20 protein-coding genes and 1 pseudogene are annotated in these 22,646 nt (G+C 64.7%); 2 read left to right on the top strand and 19 right to left on the bottom strand.

Translation table 11 applies throughout. From position 1 onward, the window contains the following. Positions 1 to 3: 3 nt before the first annotated feature. Complete coding sequence (locus POF53_RS10635) at positions 4 to 684, bottom strand: Fe2+-dependent dioxygenase (protein WP_203650738.1); 681 nt, start codon at positions 682 to 684, stop codon at positions 4 to 6. 279 nt (positions 685 to 963) lie between these two features. Between POF53_RS10635 and POF53_RS10630 the strand changes: the two genes are divergently transcribed. Further along, positions 964 to 3,186 (top strand): TonB-dependent receptor, encoded by a 2,223-nt coding sequence (locus POF53_RS10630; protein ID WP_498967646.1) that lies wholly within the window; start codon positions 964 to 966, stop codon positions 3,184 to 3,186. A gap of 219 nt (positions 3,187 to 3,405) precedes the next feature. Then, entirely contained in the window at positions 3,406 to 5,958 is a 2,553-nt protein-coding gene (locus tag POF53_RS10625; RefSeq protein ID WP_498967618.1) for a PepSY domain-containing protein, read from the top strand. A gap of 114 nt (positions 5,959 to 6,072) precedes the next feature. Here the strand turns inward: POF53_RS10625 and POF53_RS10620 are convergent, their stop codons facing one another. From POF53_RS10620 to POF53_RS10535, 18 genes and pseudogenes are all read right to left on the bottom strand, one after another. Continuing rightward, positions 6,073 to 6,864: an amidohydrolase gene (locus POF53_RS10620; RefSeq protein WP_203650728.1), complete on the bottom strand. Its 792-nt coding sequence runs from the start codon at positions 6,862 to 6,864 to the stop codon at positions 6,073 to 6,075. Beyond that, positions 6,852 to 8,000, bottom strand: coding sequence for a pyridoxal phosphate-dependent aminotransferase (locus tag POF53_RS10615; protein ID WP_232855672.1), 1,149 nt, complete (start codon positions 7,998 to 8,000; stop codon positions 6,852 to 6,854). Before POF53_RS10615 ends, POF53_RS10620 begins: the two co-directional genes overlap by 13 nt. 380 nt (positions 8,001 to 8,380) lie before the next feature. Then, positions 8,381 to 9,757, bottom strand: a pseudogene (gene der, locus POF53_RS10610) (ribosome biogenesis GTPase Der); the annotation flags it as partial. A gap of 117 nt (positions 9,758 to 9,874) precedes the next feature. Further along, positions 9,875 to 10,993, bottom strand: coding sequence for an outer membrane protein assembly factor BamB (gene bamB, locus POF53_RS10605; protein WP_498967615.1), 1,119 nt, complete (start codon positions 10,991 to 10,993; stop codon positions 9,875 to 9,877). A 25-nt stretch (positions 10,994 to 11,018) separates the two neighbouring features. Beyond that, positions 11,019 to 11,660, bottom strand: coding sequence for a tetratricopeptide repeat protein (locus POF53_RS10600; RefSeq protein ID WP_203650721.1), 642 nt, complete (start codon positions 11,658 to 11,660; stop codon positions 11,019 to 11,021). Positions 11,661 to 11,698: 38 nt separating this feature from the next. Further along, on the bottom strand, positions 11,699 to 12,985 hold the full coding sequence (gene hisS, locus POF53_RS10595) for a histidine--tRNA ligase (protein ID WP_186712888.1): 1,287 nt from the start codon (positions 12,983 to 12,985) through the stop codon (positions 11,699 to 11,701). A gap of 24 nt (positions 12,986 to 13,009) precedes the next feature. Continuing rightward, on the bottom strand, positions 13,010 to 14,119 hold the full coding sequence (ispG, locus tag POF53_RS10590) for a flavodoxin-dependent (E)-4-hydroxy-3-methylbut-2-enyl-diphosphate synthase (protein ID WP_011532347.1): 1,110 nt from the start codon (positions 14,117 to 14,119) through the stop codon (positions 13,010 to 13,012). A 3-nt stretch (positions 14,120 to 14,122) separates the two neighbouring features. Continuing rightward, complete coding sequence (locus tag POF53_RS10585) at positions 14,123 to 15,154, bottom strand: RodZ domain-containing protein (protein WP_234560413.1); 1,032 nt, start codon at positions 15,152 to 15,154, stop codon at positions 14,123 to 14,125. Continuing rightward, on the bottom strand, positions 15,151 to 15,912 hold the full coding sequence (gene pilW, locus POF53_RS10580; protein WP_203650719.1) for a type IV pilus biogenesis/stability protein PilW: 762 nt from the start codon (positions 15,910 to 15,912) through the stop codon (positions 15,151 to 15,153). The genes POF53_RS10585 and pilW overlap by 4 nt, the downstream gene beginning before the upstream one ends. Before the next feature lie 14 nt (positions 15,913 to 15,926). Continuing rightward, positions 15,927 to 17,069: a dual-specificity RNA methyltransferase RlmN gene (rlmN, locus tag POF53_RS10575; protein ID WP_028689594.1), complete on the bottom strand. Its 1,143-nt coding sequence runs from the start codon at positions 17,067 to 17,069 to the stop codon at positions 15,927 to 15,929. Between the two features lie 28 nt (positions 17,070 to 17,097). After that, complete coding sequence (gene ndk, locus POF53_RS10570; RefSeq protein WP_011532343.1) at positions 17,098 to 17,523, bottom strand: nucleoside-diphosphate kinase; 426 nt, start codon at positions 17,521 to 17,523, stop codon at positions 17,098 to 17,100. An 89-nt stretch (positions 17,524 to 17,612) separates the two neighbouring features. Further along, positions 17,613 to 17,807 (bottom strand): Fe-S cluster assembly protein IscX, encoded by a 195-nt coding sequence (iscX, locus tag POF53_RS10565; RefSeq protein ID WP_498967644.1) that lies wholly within the window; start codon positions 17,805 to 17,807, stop codon positions 17,613 to 17,615. Between the two features lie 16 nt (positions 17,808 to 17,823). Then, positions 17,824 to 18,165, bottom strand: coding sequence for an ISC system 2Fe-2S type ferredoxin (gene fdx, locus POF53_RS10560; RefSeq protein ID WP_028689592.1), 342 nt, complete (start codon positions 18,163 to 18,165; stop codon positions 17,824 to 17,826). 3 nt (positions 18,166 to 18,168) lie between these two features. Then, the gene (gene hscA / locus POF53_RS10555; RefSeq protein ID WP_498967610.1) at positions 18,169 to 20,031 is read right to left on the bottom strand and encodes a Fe-S protein assembly chaperone HscA; all 1,863 of its coding nucleotides are present in this window, start codon (positions 20,029 to 20,031) and stop codon (positions 18,169 to 18,171) included. 43 nt (positions 20,032 to 20,074) lie between these two features. Further along, positions 20,075 to 20,596, bottom strand: a complete 522-nt coding sequence (gene hscB / locus POF53_RS10550; RefSeq protein WP_110735787.1) for a co-chaperone HscB — start codon at positions 20,594 to 20,596, stop codon at positions 20,075 to 20,077. A gap of 8 nt (positions 20,597 to 20,604) precedes the next feature. After that, positions 20,605 to 20,928, bottom strand: coding sequence for an iron-sulfur cluster assembly protein IscA (gene iscA, locus POF53_RS10545; protein ID WP_023630636.1), 324 nt, complete (start codon positions 20,926 to 20,928; stop codon positions 20,605 to 20,607). 28 nt (positions 20,929 to 20,956) lie between these two features. Further along, complete coding sequence (gene iscU, locus POF53_RS10540; protein WP_007929523.1) at positions 20,957 to 21,343, bottom strand: Fe-S cluster assembly scaffold IscU; 387 nt, start codon at positions 21,341 to 21,343, stop codon at positions 20,957 to 20,959. A gap of 46 nt (positions 21,344 to 21,389) precedes the next feature. Next, complete coding sequence (locus POF53_RS10535) at positions 21,390 to 22,604, bottom strand: IscS subfamily cysteine desulfurase (protein ID WP_232855676.1); 1,215 nt, start codon at positions 22,602 to 22,604, stop codon at positions 21,390 to 21,392. Between the last annotated feature and the right edge of the window lie 42 nt (positions 22,605 to 22,646).

The raw sequence follows: 22,646 nt of genomic DNA, 5'->3' as shown, positions 1-22,646 counted from the left end.
GGCTCAGACCTCGGCCCAGCGGCGCAACAGATTGTGATAGGTACCGGTCAGTTGCAGCAGCGACGGATGCTCGGGCACATCGGCGGTGAGCTGGCGGATCGCGTTGTCCATCTCGAACAGCAAGGTGCGCTGGCTGTCCTCGCGCACCAGGCTCTGGGTCCAGAAGAACGCCGCATAGCGCGCCCCGCGAGTGACCGGGTTGACCTTGTGCAGGCTGGTGCCGGGGTACAGCACCAGGTCGCCGGCGGCCAGCTTGACCTCGCGCATGCCAAAGGTGTCCTGGATCACCAGCTCGCCACCGTCGTAGCTGTCCGGATCGCTGAGGAACAGCGTCGAGGACAGGTCGGTGCGCACCCGCTCCGGGCTGCCCTTGGGCTGGCGCAGGGCGTTATCGATGTGGAAATCGAAATTGCCCCCTTCGCGGTAGCAGTTGATCAGCGGCGGGAACACCTTGTGCGGCAGGGCCGCCGACATGAACAACGGGTTGCGCCACAGCCGCTCGATCAGCGCACTGCCGATCTCCTTGGCCAGCGCATGGCCCTCGGGCAACTGCAGGTTGTGCTTGGCCTTGGCCGACTGGTACCCCGCGGTGATCTTGCCGTCTGCCCAGTCGGCCTGCTCCAGGGCCTCGCGAATGCGCGAGATCTCGTCGGCGTCGAACAGCCCGGGAATATGAAGCAGCATGGCGGCGGCACCAGGTATGACTGAAGGAGCGCCAATGATATTGATTCCCTTTTACCTACCACAAGCCCTTTATCCATGGCACGACGGATGAGACCGTAAAAACCGTAAGGCGAAATTGTAAAGAATGTAAATTTATGGCGAATGTAAACGCTTCTCAATTGTTCGTTACAATCACTTACATTATGCTCCGCGGCCTTCATACCTTGGGGAAGGTCTACAACAATGCGTCACGTGCCATCTGCTGTGAGTTCACCACGTCTGCTCGCCTCCGCCATCGGCATGGCGATCACCGCCACCTCGGCCTATGCCGCCGACCCGGCCGCCATTACCGCCATCACCCTGGACGCCACCAGCGTCAATGGCAAGGCCGAACAGGCAAGCACCGAGTACAAGGTCGACAAGGCCTCGTCGCAGAAGTACACCGCGCCGCTGGTGGACACCCCACGGTCGGTCACCGTGATCCCGCAGCAGGTGATCAAGGACACCAACGCCATGTCCCTGCAGGATGCTCTGCGCACCGTGCCGGGTATCACCTTCGGTGCCGGTGAAGGCGGTAACCCGCAAGGCGACCGTCCCTTCATCCGTGGCTTCGACGCCCAGGGCGACACCTACCTGGACGGCGTGCGCGACACGGGTGCCCAGACCCGCGAAATCTTCGCCATCGAGTCTGTCGAAGTGGCCAAGGGGCCGAACTCGGCGGTCGGTGGCCGTGGCGCCGCAGGCGGCACCATCAACCTGGTGAGCAAGCGCGCGCACCTGGGCAACTCGCTGGACGGCGCCTGGACCTGGGGCAGCGACCAGACCCAACGCTACACCTTCGACGGCAACTACCAGTTCAGCGACAGCGTTGCCGGGCGCCTGAACCTGATGACCCACGAAAGCAATGTCGCCGGTCGCGACAAGGTCAACTACGACCGCTGGGGCATCGCCCCCTCGCTGGCCTTCGGCCTGGGTACACCAACCCGCGTCAACCTCGACTACTACCACCTGGAAAGCGACGACCTGCCGGACTCCGGCATCCCCTACAGCGTGCCCCGTGCAGGCAGCACCGCACGGACTTCGGCGCATCCGGACAAGCCGGTCGACGGTGGCGACAGCGACAACTTCTACGGCCTGACCGGACGCGACTTCCGTAAGACCCGTGTCGATATCGCGACCTTCGCCATCGAGCACGACCTGACCGACACGCTGACCATCAAGAACACCCTGCGCCACGGCAACAGCATGCAGGACTACGTGCTGACCCAGCCCGACGACAGCGCCGGCAACGTCAACAACAACGGTGTCTGGCGTCGCGCCAACAGCCGTGTGGGCAACACCGCCACCACCACCAACCAGACCGACCTGTTCGGCGAGTTCTACCTGGGCGGCCTGAAGAACAGCTTCTCCACCGGCGTCGAGTTCACCAAGGAAGAGTCCGACCGCCAGAGCTACACCGTTACCCCCAACAGCAAGCTCACCTGCACCGGCCCGGGCAGCGGCGGCAGCTGCACCTCGCTGGACAACCCGAACCCGGACGACAACTGGGTCGGCACGGTCGAGCGCAACTACGCCGGCACCAGGACCAACAGCAAGACTCGCGCACTCTATGTGTTCGACACCCTGGAGCTGACCCCGCAATGGCTGCTGAACATGGGCCTGCGCTATGACCACTTCGACACCGATTACCGTGGCTACAATGCCGACGGCAGTACCGCGGTGAGCAGCAAGGGCGTACCCGCCAAAGGCTCGGACACCAGCGAGTTCATCACCGGCCAGCTGGGCCTGGTGTGGAAACCGGCGGACAACGGCAGCATCTATGTGTCCTACGCCACCTCCGCCACGCCGCCTGGCGCCATGCTCGGCGAGGGCACCGAAGGCAACCCGCTGGGCAACACCACCGACCGTTCCGGCAACCTGCTGGGCAGTGACATGGAGCCGGAAGAGACCACCAACTACGAGCTCGGCACCAAGTGGGACCTGCTCGACCAGCGCCTGTCCCTGGCTGCGGCGCTGTTCCGCACCGAGAAGGAGAACGCCCGGGTCCAGGTCAACACCAACACTTACGAGAACGTCGGTGAAACCCGTGTGCAAGGCATCGAGCTGTCGGCCAGCGGCAAGCTGACCGACAAGTGGCAGGTGTTCGCCGGCTACACCTACATGCAGGCCCGCCAGATCGACGGTGGCCCGCTGGGCAAGGCGAACGACGGCAACCAGTTGCCCAACACGCCGAACAACAGCGCCAGCCTGTGGACCACCTACCAGCTGACGCCGAAGCTGACGGTCGGCGGCGGCGCCTTCTATGTGGATGACGTCTACGGCAGCGTGGCCAACACCACCATGGTCGACAGCTACGTACGCTACGACGCCATGGCCGCCTACAAGCTGACCAAGAACATCGACCTGCAGCTGAACGTGCAGAACCTCACCAACGAGGTCTACTACGACAAGGCCTACTCCACCCACTTCGCCAACCAGGCGGCAGGGCGCACGGCGTTGCTGACCACCAGCGTGCACTTCTGATGTAAGCGGCGTCTGCACTGGCCTCTTCGCGGGTAAACCCGCCCCCACAGGTTCGCCACCGCTCCGAAGGTCAGTGCTGTACCTGTGGGGGCGGGATTGCCCGCGAAGAGGCCGGCACAGGACACCCCGCCCCGTTCATTCCCGTGAACGGGGCGTTTACGTACCAAGGCATAATGCACGCCGCGCAGTTCCTGGCGGCAATACAAGGTGATCGATGTGGTGAAGAAGACGCTGTTCCAATTGCACTGGTTCTTTGGCATCACCGCCGGCCTGGTGCTGGCGCTGATGGGCGTGACCGGCGCGATCTGGTCGTTCCAGGAAGAACTGCTGCGCGCGTTCAACGCCGAGGTGCTCAAGGTCGAGGTACGCCAGGAAGGCGTGCTGCCGCCGGCCGAGCTGGTGCGCCGGGTCGAGGCCGCGCAAGGCGACAAGGTCTCCATGCTCTGGGTCGATATCCGCGAAGGCAACGCCGCACGGATCTTCTTCACCCCCGCCCCCGGCGAGCGCCGTGGTGCGCTGCGCTACGCCGATCCGTACACCGGCGAGCTCAAGGGTGACGTCGCCGGCCTGGGCTTCTTCAACCTCATGCTCAACCTGCACCGGTTCCTGGCCATGGGCGACACAGGCCGGCAGATCACCGGTGCCTGCACCCTGATGCTGATCTTCTTCTGCCTCTCCGGGCTGTACCTGCGCTGGCCGCGCAAGGCACTGAACTGGCGGACCTGGCTGACGCTGGACTGGGCGAAGAAAGGCCGTGCCTTCAACTGGGACCTGCACGCGGTGTTCGGCACCTGGTGCCTGGTGTTCTACCTGCTGTTCGCCCTGACCGGGCTGTTCTGGTCCTACGAGTGGTACCGCGAAGGCCTCAATCGCCTGCTGGCCGACCAGCCTGCGGCGGGCGAGCAGAAGCGTGGCGAAGGCCGTGGCGGTCGCCATGGGCCGCCCAAGGCCGACAAGAACGCTCCGCCTCTTATTGTCGATTACGAGGCCATCTGGACCAACCTCAAGGCCGCCGCAGGCCCTGGCCTGTCCACCTACAACCTGCGCCTGCCGCCGGCCGGCGGGCAACCGGCGACCCTGTTCTACCTGCTGCAGGGCGCCGACCACGAGCGCGCCCTCAACACCCTCACACTCGACCCGGCCACCGGCCAGGTCAAGCGTCACGAGCGCTACACCGACAAGTCGTTCAAGGCCCAGTTGCTGCAGAGCGTCTATGCCCTGCACGTGGGCAGCTACTTCGGCCTGCCGGGGCGAATCATCGTCACCCTCGCCAGCCTGACCATGCCGCTATTCTTCGTCACCGGCTGGCTGCTGTACCTCGACCGCCGGAGCAAGAAGCGCCAGGTGCGCACCGCCCGTGGCGCGGTGGCCGCTCAGGCGAACGACGGCGACAGCTGGCTGATCGGTTTCGCCAGCCAGAGCGGCTTTGCCGAGCAGCTCGCCTGGCAGAGCGCCGGTCAACTGCAAGCCGCCGGCTTGCCGGTGCAGGTACGCCCGCTGGCCGAACTGGGCGAGGCCGAATTGCGCCAGGCCAACCGCGCGCTGTTCGTGGTCAGCACCTTCGGCGACGGCGAAGCCCCGGACAGCGCCCGTGGCTTCGAGCGCAAGGTGCTCGGCCAACCTTGGCCGCTGGATCACCTGGACTACGCCCTGCTGGCCCTGGGCGACCGCCAGTACCCACACTTCTGCGGCTTCGCCCGCCGGCTCCAGGCCTGGCTCGGCGAACGCGGTGCCACCTGCGCCTTCAGCCCGGTGGAGGTGGACAACGCCGACCCCGCCGCGCTGCAGCTGTGGCAACAGGAACTGACGCAATTCACTGGCGCCCGCCCGGTCGCCGCCTGGCAGCCGCCGAGCTTCGGCAACTGGCAACTGTTGCGCCGCGAACGGATCAACCCGGGCAGCCAGGGGGCGCCGGTGTACCTGCTGGGCCTGCAGGCAGAAGCGCCCGCGACCTGGGAAGCCGGCGACCTGATTGAGATCCTGCCGCGCAACGGCCAGCCTCGTGTCGATGCCTTCCTTGCCGGCCTGGGCCTCGACCCAGGCAGCCCGGTGCAGCTCGACGACCTGCAGGAAACACTGGTGCAGGCCCTGGCCACCCGCCAGTTGCCGGTCAGCCGCGAACACCTGGTCGGACTGCATGCCCAGGCACTGGTCGATGCCCTGATCCCGCTCACCGCCCGTGAATACTCGATTGCCTCCATCGCCAGCGATGGCGTGCTGGAGCTGATCGTGCGACAGGAACGCCACGCCGATGGCAACCTCGGCCTGGGCTCCGGCTGGCTGACCGAATACCTGCCGCTGCAAGGCAGCGTCAGCGCGCGCCTGCGTCGCAATAGCGGTTTCCATTTGCCCGCCGAGTCGGCGCCCTTGGTAATGATCGGCAATGGCACCGGCCTGGCCGGTCTGCGCAGCCTGCTCAAGGCCCGGATTGCCGGGGGCGAACAGCGCAACTGGCTACTGTTCGGCGAACGCAACCGGGCGCACGATCTGCTGTGCGGTGAGGAACTGCAAGGCTGGGTGGAAAGCGGCGATCTGCAACGACTGGACCTGGCGTTTTCGCGGGACCAGGCCGAGAAAATCTATGTGCAGGACGTGCTGTTGCAGCAGGCCGCCGAGTTCAAGCGCTGGGTGGATGACGGCGCTTGCGTGTATGTCTGTGGGAGCCTGCAAGGGATGGCTGCCGGGGTGGATGCGGCGTTGCAGGGGATGCTGGGTGAAGCTGTCGTGCAGCAGTTGATCGAGGATGGGCGATATCGGCGAGACGTGTATTGAACAGTCACATCCCTGGGGGCGCGTTGCGCCCCTTTCGCGGCACAAGGCCGCTCCTACATGGGGTTGCGATCTCCTGTAGGAGCGGCCTTGTGCCGCGAAAGCGCCTCATGACCTTCAATGCAATTCGAAGGTATCGGCATCCAGGTTCGCCGGGAACCGCGCCCGGTACGCTGCCAGCTCCGCAGCCCGCAGCACCACGGTGAACACCCCGTCGGCCTCACCCGCGCTCAGCAGGCTCTCGCCCTGGAAGTCCAGCACCTGGCTGTCGCCGGAATAGGCGAAGCCCTTGCCATCGGTGCCCACCCGGTTCACCGCCGCGACGAAGCACAGGTTCTCGATGCCCCGCGCCGGCAGCAGGCGGTTCCAGTGCAGGCGCCGCGCCGCCGGCCAGTTGGCGGTGTACAGCAGCAAGTCGGTGTCCTGGGCGTCGCGGCTCCACACCGGGAAGCGCAGGTCGTAGCAGATCAGCGGGCGGATCCGCCAACCCTTGAGCTCGAACTGCACCTGGCGCTCGCCCGGGGTGTAGTGCTTGTGCTCGCCGGCCATGCGGAACAGGTGACGCTTGTCGTAGTGCAGGATCTCACCGTCGGGCCGTGCCCACAGCAGCCGGTTACGGTGGCTGCCGTCGGCGGCCTGGATGATCACGCTGCCGGTGATCACCGCGTTGGCTTTTTTCGCCTGGGCCTTGAGCCACTTGTAGGTCGGGCCGTTCTCCGGCTCCGCCAGGCTTTCGGACTCCATCGAGAAACCGGTGGTGAACATTTCCGGCAGGACCACCAGGTCCACCTCGCCGGCCTGCCCGATCAGTTCCTCGAAGTGCGCGTAGTTGGCCTCGCGGTCGTGCCAGGCCAGGGTGGTCTGCACCAGGGCGATTTTCAGGTTCGGCAGTTGGCTCAGATCGCGCATAGTTTCTCCGCTGCCTGGCGCAGCGTCTCCTCGCGTTTGGCAAAGCACAGGCGCACCAGGCGTTGCTCGGGGATGGGTTGCTGGTAGAACACCGACACCGGGATGCTGGCCACGCCATGCTCACGGGTCAGCCACAGGGCCATGTCGACATCGTTCAGGTCGGGCCGGATCTGCGAATAGTCCACCAGTTGGAAATAGGTGCCCGGCGTACGGGTGAAGGTGAAACGCGAGGCCTGCAGCAGGTCGCAGAACAGGTCGCGCTTGGCCTGGTAGAAGGCCGGCAGCTCGTCGATATGCTCGGGGTGCTCGGCCATGAAGTCGGCCAGGGCGCACTGCAAGGGGGTCACGCCACAGAAGTTGACGTACTGGTGTACCTTGCGCAGTTCCGCGCCCAGTGCCGGCGGAGCGACCACATAGCCGGTCTTCCAGCCGGTGACGTGGTAGGTTTTGCCGAACGAGCTGACCACGAACGCCCGCGAATAGAGCTGCGGGTGGGCCAGCACGCTGGCATGGTGCACGCCGTCATAGATCAGGTGCTCGTAGACCTCGTCGCTGATCAGGTAGATATCGCGGTCACCGATCAGCCTGGCCAGTTGGTCCAGGTCTTCGCGGCTGATCAGCGCGCCGCTGGGATTGTGCGGCGAGTTGAGGATGACCATGCGCGTGCGCGGGCTCAGGGCATCGCTGAATTTCTGCCAATCGATGCTGAAGCTGCCGTCGGTCAGCGGCACATGCACGCAGCGCCCGCCGGCCAGTTCCACGGACGGCTCGTAGCTGTCGTAGCTGGGGTCGAAGACGATCACCTCGTCGCCGGCATGGATGACCGCCTGGATGGCGCAGAAGATCGCCTCGGTGGCACCGGGGGTGATGGTCACCTCCTGGTCGGCATCGACATTCGCGCCGTACAGCCGGGCGATCTTCGCCGCCACCTGCTGGCGCAGTGCCGGCAGGCCGGTCATGGGCGAGTACTGGTTGTGCCCGGCGGCCACATGACGACCGACGGCATCGAGCAAGGCCTGGGGGCCGTTGAAGTCAGGGAAGCCCTGGGAGAGGTTGAGCGCACCGGTCTGCATGGCCAGTTGCGACATGGTGGTGAAGATGGTCGTGCCGACGTTCGGCAGTTTGCTGCGGATCATGGAGCCCTCTTTCCTGGGGTTTGTCCGGCACGGGGTTGGGTCCGAGCATAGCGGATCGAGCAGTCAGGAAAAAGGTTGAAACAATAGGGGGATTGCGGTGGGTCAACGTGTAGGGGGAGATCAGGATTTACGCACATCCCTGTAGGAGCGGCCTTGTGCCGCGAAAGGGCTGCAAAGCAGCCCCGGCTTCCTTGCAGCGCATTCTGAACCCTGGGGCTGCTACGCAGCCCTTTCGCGGCACAAGGCCGCTCCTACAGGGGGCGCACGGCCTGGGAAGGCACGCCAAGCGGTTGTTAACGCTTGTCGCGGCGCTTCTTCTCGGCCTTCTTGTGGTGCGACATCAGGCGACGCTTCTTGTTGACCTGGCGATCGGTGAGGGTGTTTTTCTTGCCCTCGAACGGGTTGTCACCGCCCTTGTACTCGATGCGGATCGGCGTGCCGACCAGCTTGAGCACCCGGCGGTAGGTGTTCTCCAGGTAACGCGAGTAGGAGTTGGGGATCTTGTCGGTCTGGTTGCCGTGGATCACGATCAGCGGCGGGTTGGCGCCACCGAGGTGGGCATAGCGCAGCTTGATCCGGCGACCGTTGACCAGCGGCGGCTGGTGCACGCTGATGGCGTCTTCGAGGATCTGTGTCAGGCGGCTGGTCGGCCAGCGGGTGACCGCCGACTTGAACGCGGCCTGCACCGACTTGTACAGGTGGCCCACGCCGGTGCCGTGCAGCGCCGAGATGAAGTGGATGTCGGCGAAGTCGACGAAGAACAGCCGGCGTTCCAGCTCGGTCTTCACGTAGTCGCGCTCACCCGACTCCATGCCGTCCCACTTGTTCAGGGCGATGACCACGGCGCGGCCGGCGTCCAGGGCGAAGCCCAGCAGGTTGAGGTCGTGGTCGACCACGCCTTCGCGGGCGTCCATGACGAAGATCACCACGTTGGCGTCCTTGATCGCCTGCAGGGTCTTCACCACCGAGAACTTCTCGACTTCCTCGTGGATCTTGCCGCGCTTGCGCACGCCGGCGGTGTCGATGAAGGTGTACTTCTCGCCATCACGCTCGAACGGGATGTAGATACTGTCGCGGGTGGTGCCCGGCTGGTCGTACACCACCACGCGCTCTTCGCCGAGCATGCGGTTGACCAGGGTCGACTTGCCCACGTTGGGGCGGCCGATGATGGCGATCTTGATACCGTCTTTCTCGCTCGGGCCGGGGATGCGCGTGGCTTCCTCGCCTTCGGCGACATCCTCGTCGAGGGCTTCTTCCTCGGGATCACGGGGAATATGGCCGAGCAGCGACTCCATCAGGGCGTTGATACCACGGCCCTGGGAGCCCGCCACCGGAATGGCGTTGCCCATGCCCAGCGGCGAGAACTCGGCGCGGGCGATATCGGGGTCGATGTTGTCGATCTTGTTGGCGACCAGGATCGCTTCCTTGTTCCGCTTGCGCAGGTGATCGGCGATCATCTGGTCGGCGGCGGTCATGCCGGCACGGGCATCGACCAGGAACAGCACGTAGTCGGCTTCCTCGATGGCCATCAGCGACTGCTCGGCCATCTTCTCGTCCATGCCCACTTCGTCACCGGTGATACCGCCGGTGTCGATGAGGATGTACGAACGACCCTGCCAGCTGGCATCGCCGTACTGGCGGTCACGGGTCAGGCCCGACAGGTCACCGACGATGGCGTCGCGGGTCTTGGTCAGGCGGTTGAACATGGTGGATTTACCGACGTTCGGCCGGCCCACCAGGGCGATTACGGGAACCATGCGGCTCTCCACTCTTGAATTCTTGAAAATGCAAAGGCCGCTGCAAGGCAGCGGCCGGAGTTCGGGCGGCGCTTCATGCGCCGCGGCCTGAGCCCGCGAGCGAGCTCAAGCATAGCTTCAGCGGATGGTCAGTGCCTCGAGCTTGCCGCTGTTGCCGAAGACGTAGATGGTGTCGCCGACCACCAGGGGTCGGGCGCGCAGGCCATCGCTGTCGATACGCTCACGGCCGACGAAGCGGCCATCGACCTGGCTGAGCAGGTGCAGGTAACCTTCGAAGTCGCCCACCGCCACATAGCTGGAGAACACTTCCGGCGCCGACAGCTGACGGCGAGCCATCGAGTCGTTGCTCCACAGCGAGCTGGAGGAACGCTCGTCGACGCTTTGCACGGTACCCGACGCTTCGCTTACGTAGACGTTGCCGAAGCCCTGGGCGACACCCACGTAGCTGGAGGCATCGCGCTGCCACAGCACGCGACCGCTTTCCAGCTCCAGGCCGGCGACGCGACCCTGGTAGGTGCCGACGTACAGGGTACCACCGGACAGCAGCAGGCCGCCGTCGATGTCCACCACCCGGTCCAGCTCGGAACGGCCCTGCGGAATCGCCACGCGGCTCTCCCACACCGGCACGCCGTTGCTGATGTCGACCGCCACCACCTTGCCGGTGGACAGGCCGGCCACGGCCAGGCGGTTGGTCACCACCGGCGCGCCGGTGCCGCGCAGGGTCAGCACGGCCGGGCTGTTCTCGTAGATCCAGCGACGGTCGCCGGTGGCGGCGTCGAAGCCGACCAGGCGGTCGTCCTGGGTCTGTACCACCACCACGTCGCCGTTGTTGGCCGGCGGCGCCAGCACTTCGCTGCTGACGCGCGAGCGCCAGCGCTCCTCGCCGGTGCTGGAATCCAGGGCGATGACCTCGCCTTTGAGGGTTCCCAGCATGACCAGGCCGTAGCCCACGCCCACGGCGCCGGAAACCGGCAGCTCGAGGTCCTTCTTCCACACCACGTCGCCGGTGATGCGGTTCAGCGCAAAGACCTCGCCGTTGACGTCGGAGGCGTAGATGCGGTCGTTCTCGATGGCCGGTACCAGGGTGTTGTAGGTCTCACCCTGGCCGTCACCGATCGAACGGCTCCACTGCTTCTTCAGCACCACTTCCTCGGTGAACTTGGTCAGCTCGGCCGGGGGCAGTTCCTTCTTGCTGTTGCTGCTGCAACCCGCCGCCAGCACGGCGAGGGTGAGCACTGCTGCTTGTTTCCAACCCTTCACTTCAGGCGTCCCCTTTGGCCAGGTCATCCAGCTTCAGTTGCAGGCCACCGATCGCGGCGTCGTCGGACAGCGCGGCCTTGGCTTTTTCGTAGGCGCTGTGCGCGTCGTCGGCGCGGCCCAGCTGTACCAGCAGGTCGCCCTTGAGTTCTTCGCGGCTGGCCAGGAAGGCCTTGTCGGTGTCGCCGTCGAGCAGCTTGAGCGCGTCCTCGGCCTTGTCCTGGGCCGCGAGCACGCGGGCCAGGCGCTGGCGCGAGATCTCGCCGAGGGTGGCGTCGGCCGGCTTGTCCAGCACGCCCTTGAGCTCGCTGGCCGCATCGTCAAGCTTGCCGCTCTCGACCGCGACCTTGGCCACGAACAGGCTGCCGTACTGGGCGTAGGCGGTACCGCCGAACTCGCTCTTGAGCTTGCCGGAAAGCTCGGCAACCTTACTCGCGTCGGGCTTGCCGTCAGGCGTCAACGAGGTTTCCAGCAGCGCCTGATACAGCACCGAGGCGCCCTGGGACTGGTTGGCCTGGTACTTGTGCCAGGTCTGCCAGCCCAACACCACCACGCCGGCCAGCAGGGCGCCGGTCAGCAGCGGCTTGCCGTTGCGGTTCCACCAGTCCTTGGCTGCTGCCAGGCTCTCATCATCGGTACTCGACACCCCAATACTCCTATTCGCCTATTCGTTGTCAGACCGCGTCACGCCTGGGCGATCGCGGTTTCCAGGTGCGCGGCAAGCGCATCCCAGGCAATGTTCTGTTGTTCGCCCTGGCCACGCAGGGGCTTCAGGCCGATCTGCTGCTTCTCGAGCTCGTCGTCGCCCAGAATCAGCGCGAACAGCGCGCCGCTCTTGTCGGCTTTCTTGAACTGGTTCTTGAAGTTGCCGCCACCGGCATTGACTGCCAGGCGCAGGTTCGGCAGACGATCACGCAGTTGCTCGCTGATCTTCAGACCAGCCAGCTCCGCCTGCTCGCCAAAGGCGCACAGGTAAACGTCGATGGTACGGCTGATCGACTCAGGCACCTGGCCCAGGGTTTCGATCAGCAGCAGCAGACGCTCGATCCCCATGGCAAAGCCAACGCCGGCGGTCGGCTTGCCGCCCATCTGCTCGACCAGGCCATCGTAGCGCCCACCGGCGCAGACCGTGCCCTGGGCACCGAGCTTGTCGGTGACCCACTCGAACACGGTCTTGCTGTAGTAATCCAGGCCGCGCACCAGCTTGGTGTTGATCACGAACGGGATGCCGGCAGCGTCAAGACGGGCCTTCACGCCATCGAAGTGCACGCGGGACTCTTCGTCCAGGTACTCTTCGAGCTTCGGCGCGCCCACCAGGGCGGCCTGGGTGCCTTCGTTCTTGCTGTCGAGGATACGCAGCGGATTGCTCTTCAGGCGGCGCTGACTGTCTTCGTCCAACTGATCAATGCGCTGGGACAGGAATTCGACCAGTGCATCACGATAGCGCGCGCGGGCTTCGCTGGTGCCCAGGCTGTTGAGCTCCAGGGTCACCGCGTCCTGAATACCCAGCAACGCCCAGAGGCGCCAGGTGAGCATGATCAGTTCGGCGTCGATATCGGGGCCGGCCAGGTTGAAGACCTCGACACCGATCTGGTGGAACTGGCGGTAGCGTCCCAGTTGCGGGCGCTCGTGGCGGAACATCGGGCCCACGTACCAGAGTTTCTGCACCTGGCCATTACCGATGATGCCGTGCTCGAGCACTGCGCGCACGCAAGCGGCGGTGCCTTCCGGACGCAAGGTAAGCGAGTCCTTGTTGTCCTGGAAGGTGTACATCTCTTTCTCGACGATATCGGTGACTTCACCGATCGAGCGCTTGAACAGCTCGGTGAACTCGACGATCGGCGTGCGGATTTGGCTGTAGCCGTAGCTGTCCAGCAAGCCGGCCACGGTGCCCTCGAAATAGCGCCACAGCGGCGACTGGTCGGGCAGGATGTCGTTCATGCCACGAATGGCTTGCAGCGATTTGCTCACGAGTAGTCCTTACGAATCTGTGTCTCAGCCGCGGGCGATCAGCGCCGCGTCGGCCTCGGCCTTCTCGGCCGCTTTCTGGCGGATGAGCTTTTCCAGCTCGTCGACCAGGTTGTCGTTGTTCAGCTTCTGCGATGGCTTGCCATCGATGTAGACCAGGTTCGGCGTGCCGCCGGTCAGGCCCACGTGCGATTCCTTGGCCTCGCCCGGGCCGTTGACCACGCAGCCGATCACCGCCACGTCCAGCGGTACCAGCAGGTCTTCCAGGCGCCCTTCCAGTTCGTTCATGGTCTTGACCACATCGAAGTTCTGCCGCGAGCAGCTCGGGCAGGCGATGAAGTTGATGCCACGGGAACGCAGGTGCAGCGACTTGAGGATGTCGTAGCCGACCTTCACTTCCTCGACCGGATCGGCGGCCAGGGAGATGCGGATGGTGTCACCGATGCCTTCGGCCAGCAGCATACCTAGGCCGACGGCGGATTTCACCGTCCCCGAGCGCAGGCCGCCGGCTTCGGTGATCCCCAGGTGCAGCGGCTGGATGATCTGCTTGGCCAGCAGGCGGTAGGCCTCGACGGCCATGAACACGTCGGAGGCCTTGACGCTGACCTTGAAGTCCTGGAAGTCCAGGCGGTCGAGGTGCTCGACATGGCGCAGCGCCGACTCGACCAGCGCCGCCGGGGTGGGCTCGCCGTACTTCTTCTGCAGGTCCTTTTCCAGGGAACCGGCGTTGACGCCGATGCGGATCGGGATGCCGCGGTCGCGGGCCGCGTCGACCACGGCGCGCACACGGTCTTCACGGCCGATGTTGCCCGGGTTGATGCGCAGGCAGTCGACGCCCAGTTCGGCCACGCGCAGGGCGATCTTGTAGTCGAAGTGGATGTCGGCGACCAGCGGCACGCTGACCAGCTTCTTGATCTTGCCGAACGCCTCGGCGGCGTCCATGTCCGGCACCGAGACCCGCACGATGTCCACGCCGGCATCGACCAGGCGCTGGATCTGCGCCACGGTGGCGGCGACATCGTTGGTGTCGGTGTTGGTCATGCTCTGCACCGCGATGGGCGCATCGCCACCCACCGGCACATTGCCGACCCAGATTTTGCGGGATTCGCGACGTTTGATCGGAGATTCGCCGTGCATGACTTACTGTCCCAACTTCAGGCGAGCGGTTTCGCCACTGGTGAACGGGGCGACATCGACCGCCTGGCCGTTGTAGCTCACCTGGGCGCCGCGGGCGAAGCCCAGGCGCACCGCGAACGGTGGCTTGCCGGTCAGTTCCAGGTTGTCGCCCTTGCGCTTGATGGCGCTGAACAGCACCTTGCCGTTGCCGTCGGTGACCTGGGTCCAGCAATCGGCGGTGAATTGGATATGGACCTTGGCGCTGCCGGCCGGGGCGACTTCAGCGGGCGCAGCCGGTGCGCTCGAAGCGACGGGGGCGGCTGGCGCGGCGGCGACAGGCGCGGCCACTGCAGGAGCGGCTGGCGCGACAACCGGTGCCACAGGTGCGGCGGCCGTCGGTGCCGGTGCCGCGCTGGTGGCTGGCGCGGCGGGTGCCACAGGCGCAACTGGCGCCTGGGCCTCGGTGACCGGCGCCTGCTCGGTAGCGTTCGGCTCCAGTGGCAGGGCCTGGCCCTCGGGCTGCTGGCCTTCGCTCACGGCCTGGTCTTCCGGCTCGTCCAGCGGATGAATTTGCGTGGTGCCGTCGGCGCTCTCGACCTCGACGTGCTCCAGGGCGATCTTGGCCAGGTCCTTGCCGCGCAGGCTGCTCTGGTCCTGCCACCAGAAGAAACCACCGCCGACCACCGCGACCAGCAGCAACAGGCTGACCACCCGCAGGATGTTGTGCGACAGGCGCACCGGCTCTTCGATGCGGCCGAGGGCGTGCACTTCGCTGCCCTGGGCGTGGGTGCCGGTGATCTGGTCGAAGGCCTCGACCAGAGGCGCCTGGTCCATGTCCATCAGCTTGGCGTAGGCGCGGATGTAGCCACGGGCGAAGGTGTGCCCGGGCAGCTTGTCGAAGGCGCCGTTTTCCAGGTTGTTCAGCGAAGATACCGTGAGGTTGAGCTTGCGAGCGACCTCGGCCTGGCTCCATTCGCGTTTTTCGCGGGCCTGGCGCAAGACATCACCGGGGTTCTGGCGAGTCGCTGCTGCTACTTCAGTGTGCGCGGCTTTCATCGTTGCTCCGACAGGTATTGCTGATATTCCGGCGTACCGGGATAAAGTCGTTGTAATTGCTGGCCCAAACGGGTCGCGGTGCCCTGTTCGTCGAGGGCGAGTGCCAGGCGATGGCCGAGCAGCAGGCTGCGGGCATCCTGGTCACTCAGCTGGCTGAATCGATCGTAGTAATCCCGGGCCGGCACATAATGCCTGTTTTCGTAGGACAACTCAGCCATTTCGAGCAATGCCTTCGGTTGCCGCGGATTGAGCCGAAGGGCTTTTTCCAGGTAGGCACGCGCCTGATCACCCTGCCCCTGCTTCAGGGCGGTGAGCCCCAGGTTCTCGTACACGCGGGAACGCTCAGGATACAGGGTATCGGCCCCAGCCTGGAGGAACATCGCCCGGGCTTCGTCGAAACGGCCCTGAGCATATAGGAAACTGCCGTAATTGTTGCGGATTCGTGTGTCATCCGGGCGGATGGCCAAGGCCTTGGCGAAGTGCTCGCCGGCCAATGCGGGCTCATCCTCGGCCTGGAACACCAGGGCCAGTGCTGCATGAGCCTCGGCGTCACGGGCGTCCAGGGCCAGGGCCTTGCCCAGCGGTGCCTTGGCGCGCTCGGTCAAACCTTGTTGCAAATACCCCAGCCCCAACTGCACGTAGGCCTGCCCCGCCGCCTCACGCCCCTGGCGGCTGGCCAGGGGGTCGCCCGCGCCGCCGGACACGCAGCCGGCCAGCAGCGAAAGCGTCAGGATCGACAGCGCGGCGCGCAGGCTCATGGGGCAGGTGCTCGTCAGGGGCGCGCAGCGCTGTCTTGCGGCTCGTCGGCAGCCAGCTGACGCACGGCGATGTAGCGCTCGCTGCGGCGGGTACGGTCGTTGACCTGACCCACCAGCTGACCGCAGGCGGCGTCGATGTCGTCACCGCGGGTGGTGCGGGTGGTCACGTTGAAGCCGCCGTGGTGCAGCAGGTCCTGGAAGCGACGGATGGCATTGTTGCTCGGTCGCTCGTAGCCCGAATGCGGGAACGGGTTGAACGGGATCAGGTTGATCTTGCACGGCACATCACGCAGCAGTTCGATCATCTGCGCGGCATGCTCGGGCTGGTCGTTGACATCCTTGAGCAGGGTGTACTCGATGGTCAGCACGCGCTTGCCGCCGAGGGTGGACATGTAGCCCATGCACGACTCCAGCAGCATCTTCAGCGGGTACTTCTTGTTGATCGGCACCAGCTTGTTGCGCAGTTCGTCGTTCGGCGCGTGCAGCGACAGGGCCAGCGACACGTCGATGTGCTTGGCCAGCTCGTCGATCATCGGCACCACGCCCGAGGTGGACAGGGTGACGCGACGCTTGGAAATGCCATAGCCCAGATCTTCCATCATGATCTTCATGGCGGCGATGACATTGTCGAAATTCAGCAGGGGTTCGCCCATGCCCATCATGACCACGTTGGTGATGGCGCGGTCGATCTTGGCCGGGACGGTCCCGAAGGATTTGTTGGCAAGCCACACCTGGCCGATCACTTCGGCGGCGGTGAGGTTGCTGTTGAAGCCTTGCTTGCCGGTGGAGCAGAAGCTGCAGTCCAGGGCACAGCCGGCTTGCGACGACACGCACAGGGTGCCGCGATCGTCGGTGGGGATGTAGACGGTCTCGACGCAGCTGCCGGAGGCAACGCGGACCACCCACTTGCGGGTACCGTCGGCGGAAATGTCTTCACTGACCACCTCCGGACCGCGAATCTCGGCAACGGCCTCGAGCTTTTCGCGCAAGACCTTGCCGACATTGGTCATGGCGGCGAAATCATCGACGCCAAAATGGTGAATCCATTTCATCACCTGACCGGCACGGAAGCGCTTCTCCCCGATTGAGTCGAAGAACTGTTCCATTTCCGCCAGGGTCAGCCCCAGCAGGTTGATCTTGTCAGTCGATGTCGTCATGGATTCACCCTCACCCGTAAGCTTTCGCTTAGCGAGTGGTTACCTCGGTAGCAGCGAAGAAGTAAGCGATTTCGCGAGCAGCGGCAGCTTCGGAGTCCGAACCGTGAACGGCGTTGGCGTCGATCGACTCGGCGAAGTCAGCACGGATGGTGCCTGGAGCAGCTTCTTTAGGGTTGGTGGCGCCCATCAGCTCACGGTTCAGAGCGATGGCGTTTTCGCCTTCCAGAACCTGAACAACGACAGGGCCCGAAGTCATGAAGGCAACCAGGTCACCGAAGAAGCCACGAGCGCTGTGCTCGGCGTAGAAGCCTTCGGCTTCGGCCTTGGACAGTTGCTTGATTTTCGAAGCGACGATTTTCAGGCCGGCTTCTTCGAAGCGAGTGGTGATCTTGCCGATGACGTTTTTAGCGACGGCGTCAGGCTTGATGATCGAGAAAGTACGTTGAACAGCCATGGAAAACTCCAGAAATATGAGTGTTGCGAAAAATTAAACCCGCGAATTATACGCGGGTTCCAGGGGATTGCCTAACCTGCGGCGTGCGCTCAGTCGGCTTCTTCGATCCAGGCCGCCTGGATGGCCTCGAGAACCTTCTCGCCGCAACGCGACGGATCGTCATCGAAGTCCGGCAGGGCCATGACCCATGCGCGCAGATCGACGAAATTCACGTAATGAGGATCGACCTCGGGCTTGCTTTCCGCAAGCTGGATGGCGATCTCAAGTACATCAACCCATTTCAGACTCATGTACAGGCCCTCAGTGCGGCGCTTCGGCGGCGTGGTTGAGCGAATACTTGGGGATCTCGATGGTGAGGTCCTCATCGCCGACGACCACCTGGCAACCCAGGCGCGACTGCGCCTCCAGGCCCCAGGCCTTGTCCAGCATGTCCTCTTCGAGCTCGTCCGCTTCTTCAAGGGAGTCGAAGCCCTTGCGGATGATGCAATGGCAGGTGGTGCAGGCCTTGACGCCGCCGCAGGCGCTTTCCATCTCGATGTGATGGTCGTGGGCCAGTTCCAGGATGTTGGTCCCGGTCGGCACTTCCACGGTCAAGCCCTCGGGGCAGAACTTCTCATGCGGCAGGAATGTCACCAGCGGCATCGGTTACTCCTCGATCTCATTCAGGTTGCGCCCGGCCAGTGCGGCTTTGACCGTCGAATCAAGGCGACGGGCGGCAAATGCATCGGTCACCTGCGACAGACGCTTGGTCTGTTGCTCGATGGCGGCGCCATCGGTGCCGGTCAGCAAATCACGTAGTTCTTGCATCTGGAATTCGATCGCGTCGCGCTCGTCACTGCTGAGCAGGCGCTCGCCATCGGCGTCCAGGGCGCCCTGCACCGCCTCGAGCAGGCGCTCGGCGTCGACCTGGTGCTCGCGCAACTGGCGCGCATGCTTGTCGGAGCCGGCGTGCTCGAAGGAGTCCTTGAGCATGCGGGCGATCTCGCCGTCGGTCAGACCGTAGGACGGCTTGACCTGAATGCTCGATTCCACCCCCGAACCCAGTTCGCGGGCCGCGACGCTGAGCAGGCCGTCGGCGTCGACCTGGAAGGTCACGCGGATCTTCGCCGCGCCCGCGACCATGGCCGGGATGCCGCGCAGCTCGAAGCGCGCCAGGGAACGGCAGTCGCTGATCAGCTCGCGCTCGCCCTGCAGCACGTGGATCATCATGGCCGACTGGCCATCTTTGTAAGTCGTGAACTCCTGGGCGCGGGCCACCGGAATGGTGGTGTTGCGCGGGATCACCTTCTCCATCAGCCCGCCCATGGTCTCAAGACCCAGCGACAGCGGGATGACGTCGAGCAGCAGCAGCTCACCGCCTTCGCGACGGTTGCCGGCGAGGGTGTCGGCCTGGATGGCGGCACCGATGGCCACCACCTGGTCCGGGTCGATCGAGGTCAGCGGAGTACGGCCGAACAGCGCGCCGACCGCCTCGCGCACACGCGGCACACGGGTCGAACCACCGACCATGACCACCGCGCCGACTTCCTCCAGCTCGATGCCGCTGTCGCGCACGGCGCGGCGGCAGGCCTTGAGGCTGCGGGCGATCATCGGTTCGATCATGGCTTCGAAGGCGGCACGGGTCAGCTCGCCCTGCCAGGCACCATGCTGGACGCCGACGGCGTCACTGTCGGTCAAGGCTTCCTTGGCCGCGCAAGCGGTCTGCAGCAGCAGGCGCTGGGTGGCCGGACCGAGGTCGGCGGACAAATCGGCCTGCTCGATGATCCAGCCAGCGATCGCATGGTCGAAGTCATCGCCACCCAGGGCGGTGTCACCACCGGTGGCCAGCACTTCGAAGACACCGGCAGTCAGGCGCAGGATGGAGATATCGAAGGTGCCGCCGCCCAGGTCGAAAATCGCCACGACGCCTTCGGCATCCTGGTCCAGGCCATAGGCCACGGCAGCTGCGGTCGGCTCGTTGAGCAAGCGCAGGACATTGAGGCCGGCCAGCTTGGCGGCGTCCTTGGTGGCCTGGCGCTGGGCGTCGTCGAAATAGGCCGGCACGGTGATTACCGCACCGACCAGCTCGCCACCTAGGGTTTGCTCGGCGCGCTGACGCAGCACCTTGAGAATATCGGCCGACACTTGCACCGGACTTTTCGGGCCCTGAACGGTATCGATGAACGGCATGTGCGATTCACCGCCGACAAAACGGTACGGCAATTGCTCGCCCAGCTGTTTGACGTCCGCCAGGCCACGCCCCATCAGGCGCTTGACCGACAGGATGCTGTTGAGCGGGTCGCTGGGGGCAGCCTCGCGCGCGGCCAGGCCGACTTCGACAGCGTTGTCGAGATAACGCACGGCGGACGGCAGGATGACACTACCCTGGGCATCGGGCAGCGGCTCGCTGCGCCCGCTGCGCACGGCGGCGACGAGAGAATTGGTGGTGCCCAGGTCGATGCCCACCGCCAGGCGGCGCTGGTGCGGCTGGGGGCTCTGACCGGGTTCGGCGATCTGCAGTAGGGCCATGCTTATCTGAGTACCTTAGGCGTCATCACGGGCAACGCCGGGGTTAATCGTCGAGGCGCTCTTCGAGTTGGCGCACTTCTTGGGCGAGCTTGTCGAGGAACTGCATGCGGCGCATCAGGCGCTCGGCCTGCTCACGCTCTGCAGCAACATCCCAGCAGGCGGCGAAATCCTCGTTCAGCGTGTCCTGGGCGACCTTGAGGCGCTTCTTGAACACGGCGACGCCGTCGAGGTCGGCTTCGTCCTGCAGCTCTTCGAGCTCTTCGCGCCACTGCATCTGCTGCAACAGGAAGTCCGGGTCGTGCACGGTGACTTCCTGGGGCACCTCGTGGCCGCCGATGGCCAGCAGGTAGCGGGCCCGGCGCGGCGCGCTGCGCAAGGTCTGGTAGGCGTCGTTGAGGGCCGCCGACTTTTCCAGGGCTACGCGCTGCTCGCGCTCGGAAGCGTCGGCGAAACGGTCCGGATGGACCTCGCGGGCCAGCTCGCGGTAGCGAACAGCCAGTTTGTCGAGGTCCAGGCGAAAACCGGGTTGCAGCTCAAACAGGGCGAAATGACAAGGAGTACCCACGGCCAGCCTCAGACGTTGAAGCTTTCGCCGCAGCCACACTCACCGCGCACGTTGGGGTTGTTGAACTTGAAGCCTTCGTTCAACCCTTCCTTGACGAAGTCCAGCTCGGTGCCGTCGAGGTAGACCAGGCTTTTCGGGTCGATGATGACCTTCACGCCATGGTTCTCGAACACCTGGTCTTCGGCGGCGAGCTCGTCGACGAACTCCAGCACATAGGCCAGGCCCGAGCAGCCGGTGGTGCGCACGCCCAGGCGAATGCCCTCACCCTTGCCGCGCCCGTCGAGGGAGCGGCGAATGTGGTTGGCGGCGGCTTCTGTCATGCTGATAGCCATCGGAACTCCTTACCTCGCGACAGTCGACTTAGATCAAGCCTTTCTTCTGCTTGTAATCGCGAACAGCGGCCTTGATGGCATCTTCGGCGAGCACGGAGCAGTGGATCTTGACCGGCGGCAGTGCCAGCTCTTCAGCCAGCTGGGTGTTCTTGATGGTTTCGGCTTCGTCCAGGGTCTTGCCCTTCATCCACTCGGTGGCGAGGGAGCTGGAGGCGATGGCCGAACCGCAGCCGTAGGTCTTGAACTTGGCGTCTTCGATGATGCCTTGCTCGTTGACCTTGATCTGCAGACGCATCACGTCGCCGCACGCTGGAGCGCCGACCATGCCGGTACCGACATCCGGATCCTCGGCATTCATCTTGCCGACGTTGCGTGGGTTTTCGTAGTGGTCGATGACCTTTTCACTGTATGCCATGGTGCAATTCCTTCCTCATCAGGGAGCCGCTCTTGCCGGCGACTGCTTAGTGGGCGGCCCACTCGATCTTGGAGATGTCGACGCCGTCTTTGTACATGTCCCACAGCGGCGACAATTCACGCAGCTTGTTCACGGCCTTGCAGACTTCCTGCGCGGCGTAGTCGACTTCTTCTTCGGTGGTGAAGCGGCCGAAGGAGAAGCGGATCGAGCTGTGCGCCAGTTCGTCGTTGCGGCCCAGGGCGCGCAGGACGTAGGACGGCTCGAGCGAAGCGGAGGTGCAGGCCGAACCGGACGAAACGGCGATGTCCTTCAGCGACATCAGCAGCGACTCGCCCTCGACGTAGTTGAAGCTCAGGTTCAGGTTGTGCGGCACGCGCTGGGTCTGGCTGCCGTTGACGTACAGCTCCTCGAGGTCCGAGACCTGCTTGAAGAAGCGGTCGCTCAGGGCCTTGATGCGCACGTTTTCAGTGGCCATTTCCTGCTTGGCGATGGCGAAGGCTTCGCCCATGCCGACGATCTGGTGGGTCGGCAGGGTGCCCGAACGCATGCCGCGCTCATGGCCACCGCCGTGAATGATGGCTTCCAGGCGCACGCGCGGCTTGCGGCTGACGTACAGCGCGCCGATGCCTTTCGGGCCGTAGACCTTATGCGCGGAGAACGACATCAGGTCGACCTTGAGTTTCTGCAGGTCGATCTCGACGCGACCGGCCGACTGGGCGGCATCGACGTGGAACAGCACGCCACGCGAACGGGTCAGTTCACCGATGGCGGCGATGTCGTTGATCGAGCCGACTTCGTTGTTCACGTGCATCAGCGAGACCAGGATGGTGTCGTCGCGCAGGACAGCCTCGACCATGGCCGGGGTGACGATGCCGTCTTCGCCAGGCTCGAGGTAGGTGACTTCGAAACCTTCACGCTCGAGCTGGCGAGCGGTGTCCAGGACCGCCTTGTGCTCGATCTTGGAGGTGATGATGTGCTTGCCTTTGGTCTGATAGAAGTGCGCCACGCCCTTCAGGGCGAGGTTGTCGGACTCGGTGGCACCGCTGGTCCAGACGATCTCGCGCGGGTCGGCGTTGATCAGCTCGGCGACCTGGCGGCGGCCGTTCTCGACTGCTTCCTCGGCCTTCCAGCCGAACACGTGGGAGCGCGAGGCCGGGTTGCCGAAGTTCCCGTCGACCAGCAGGCACTCGGCCATCTTCTGGGCGACACGGGGATCGACCGGCGTGGTCGCGGAGTAATCGAGGTAGATCGGCAACTTCATTGAGTATCTCCTATCAGGCGGTGGCGTCGCTCGTCGCTGCGG

The sequence above is a fragment of the Mitsuaria sp. RG genome, from assembly GCF_028369275.1.
GTDB lineage: Bacteria > Pseudomonadota > Gammaproteobacteria > Pseudomonadales > Pseudomonadaceae > Aquipseudomonas > Aquipseudomonas peradeniyensis.
This window is presented reverse-complemented; position numbering and strand designations above follow the sequence as displayed.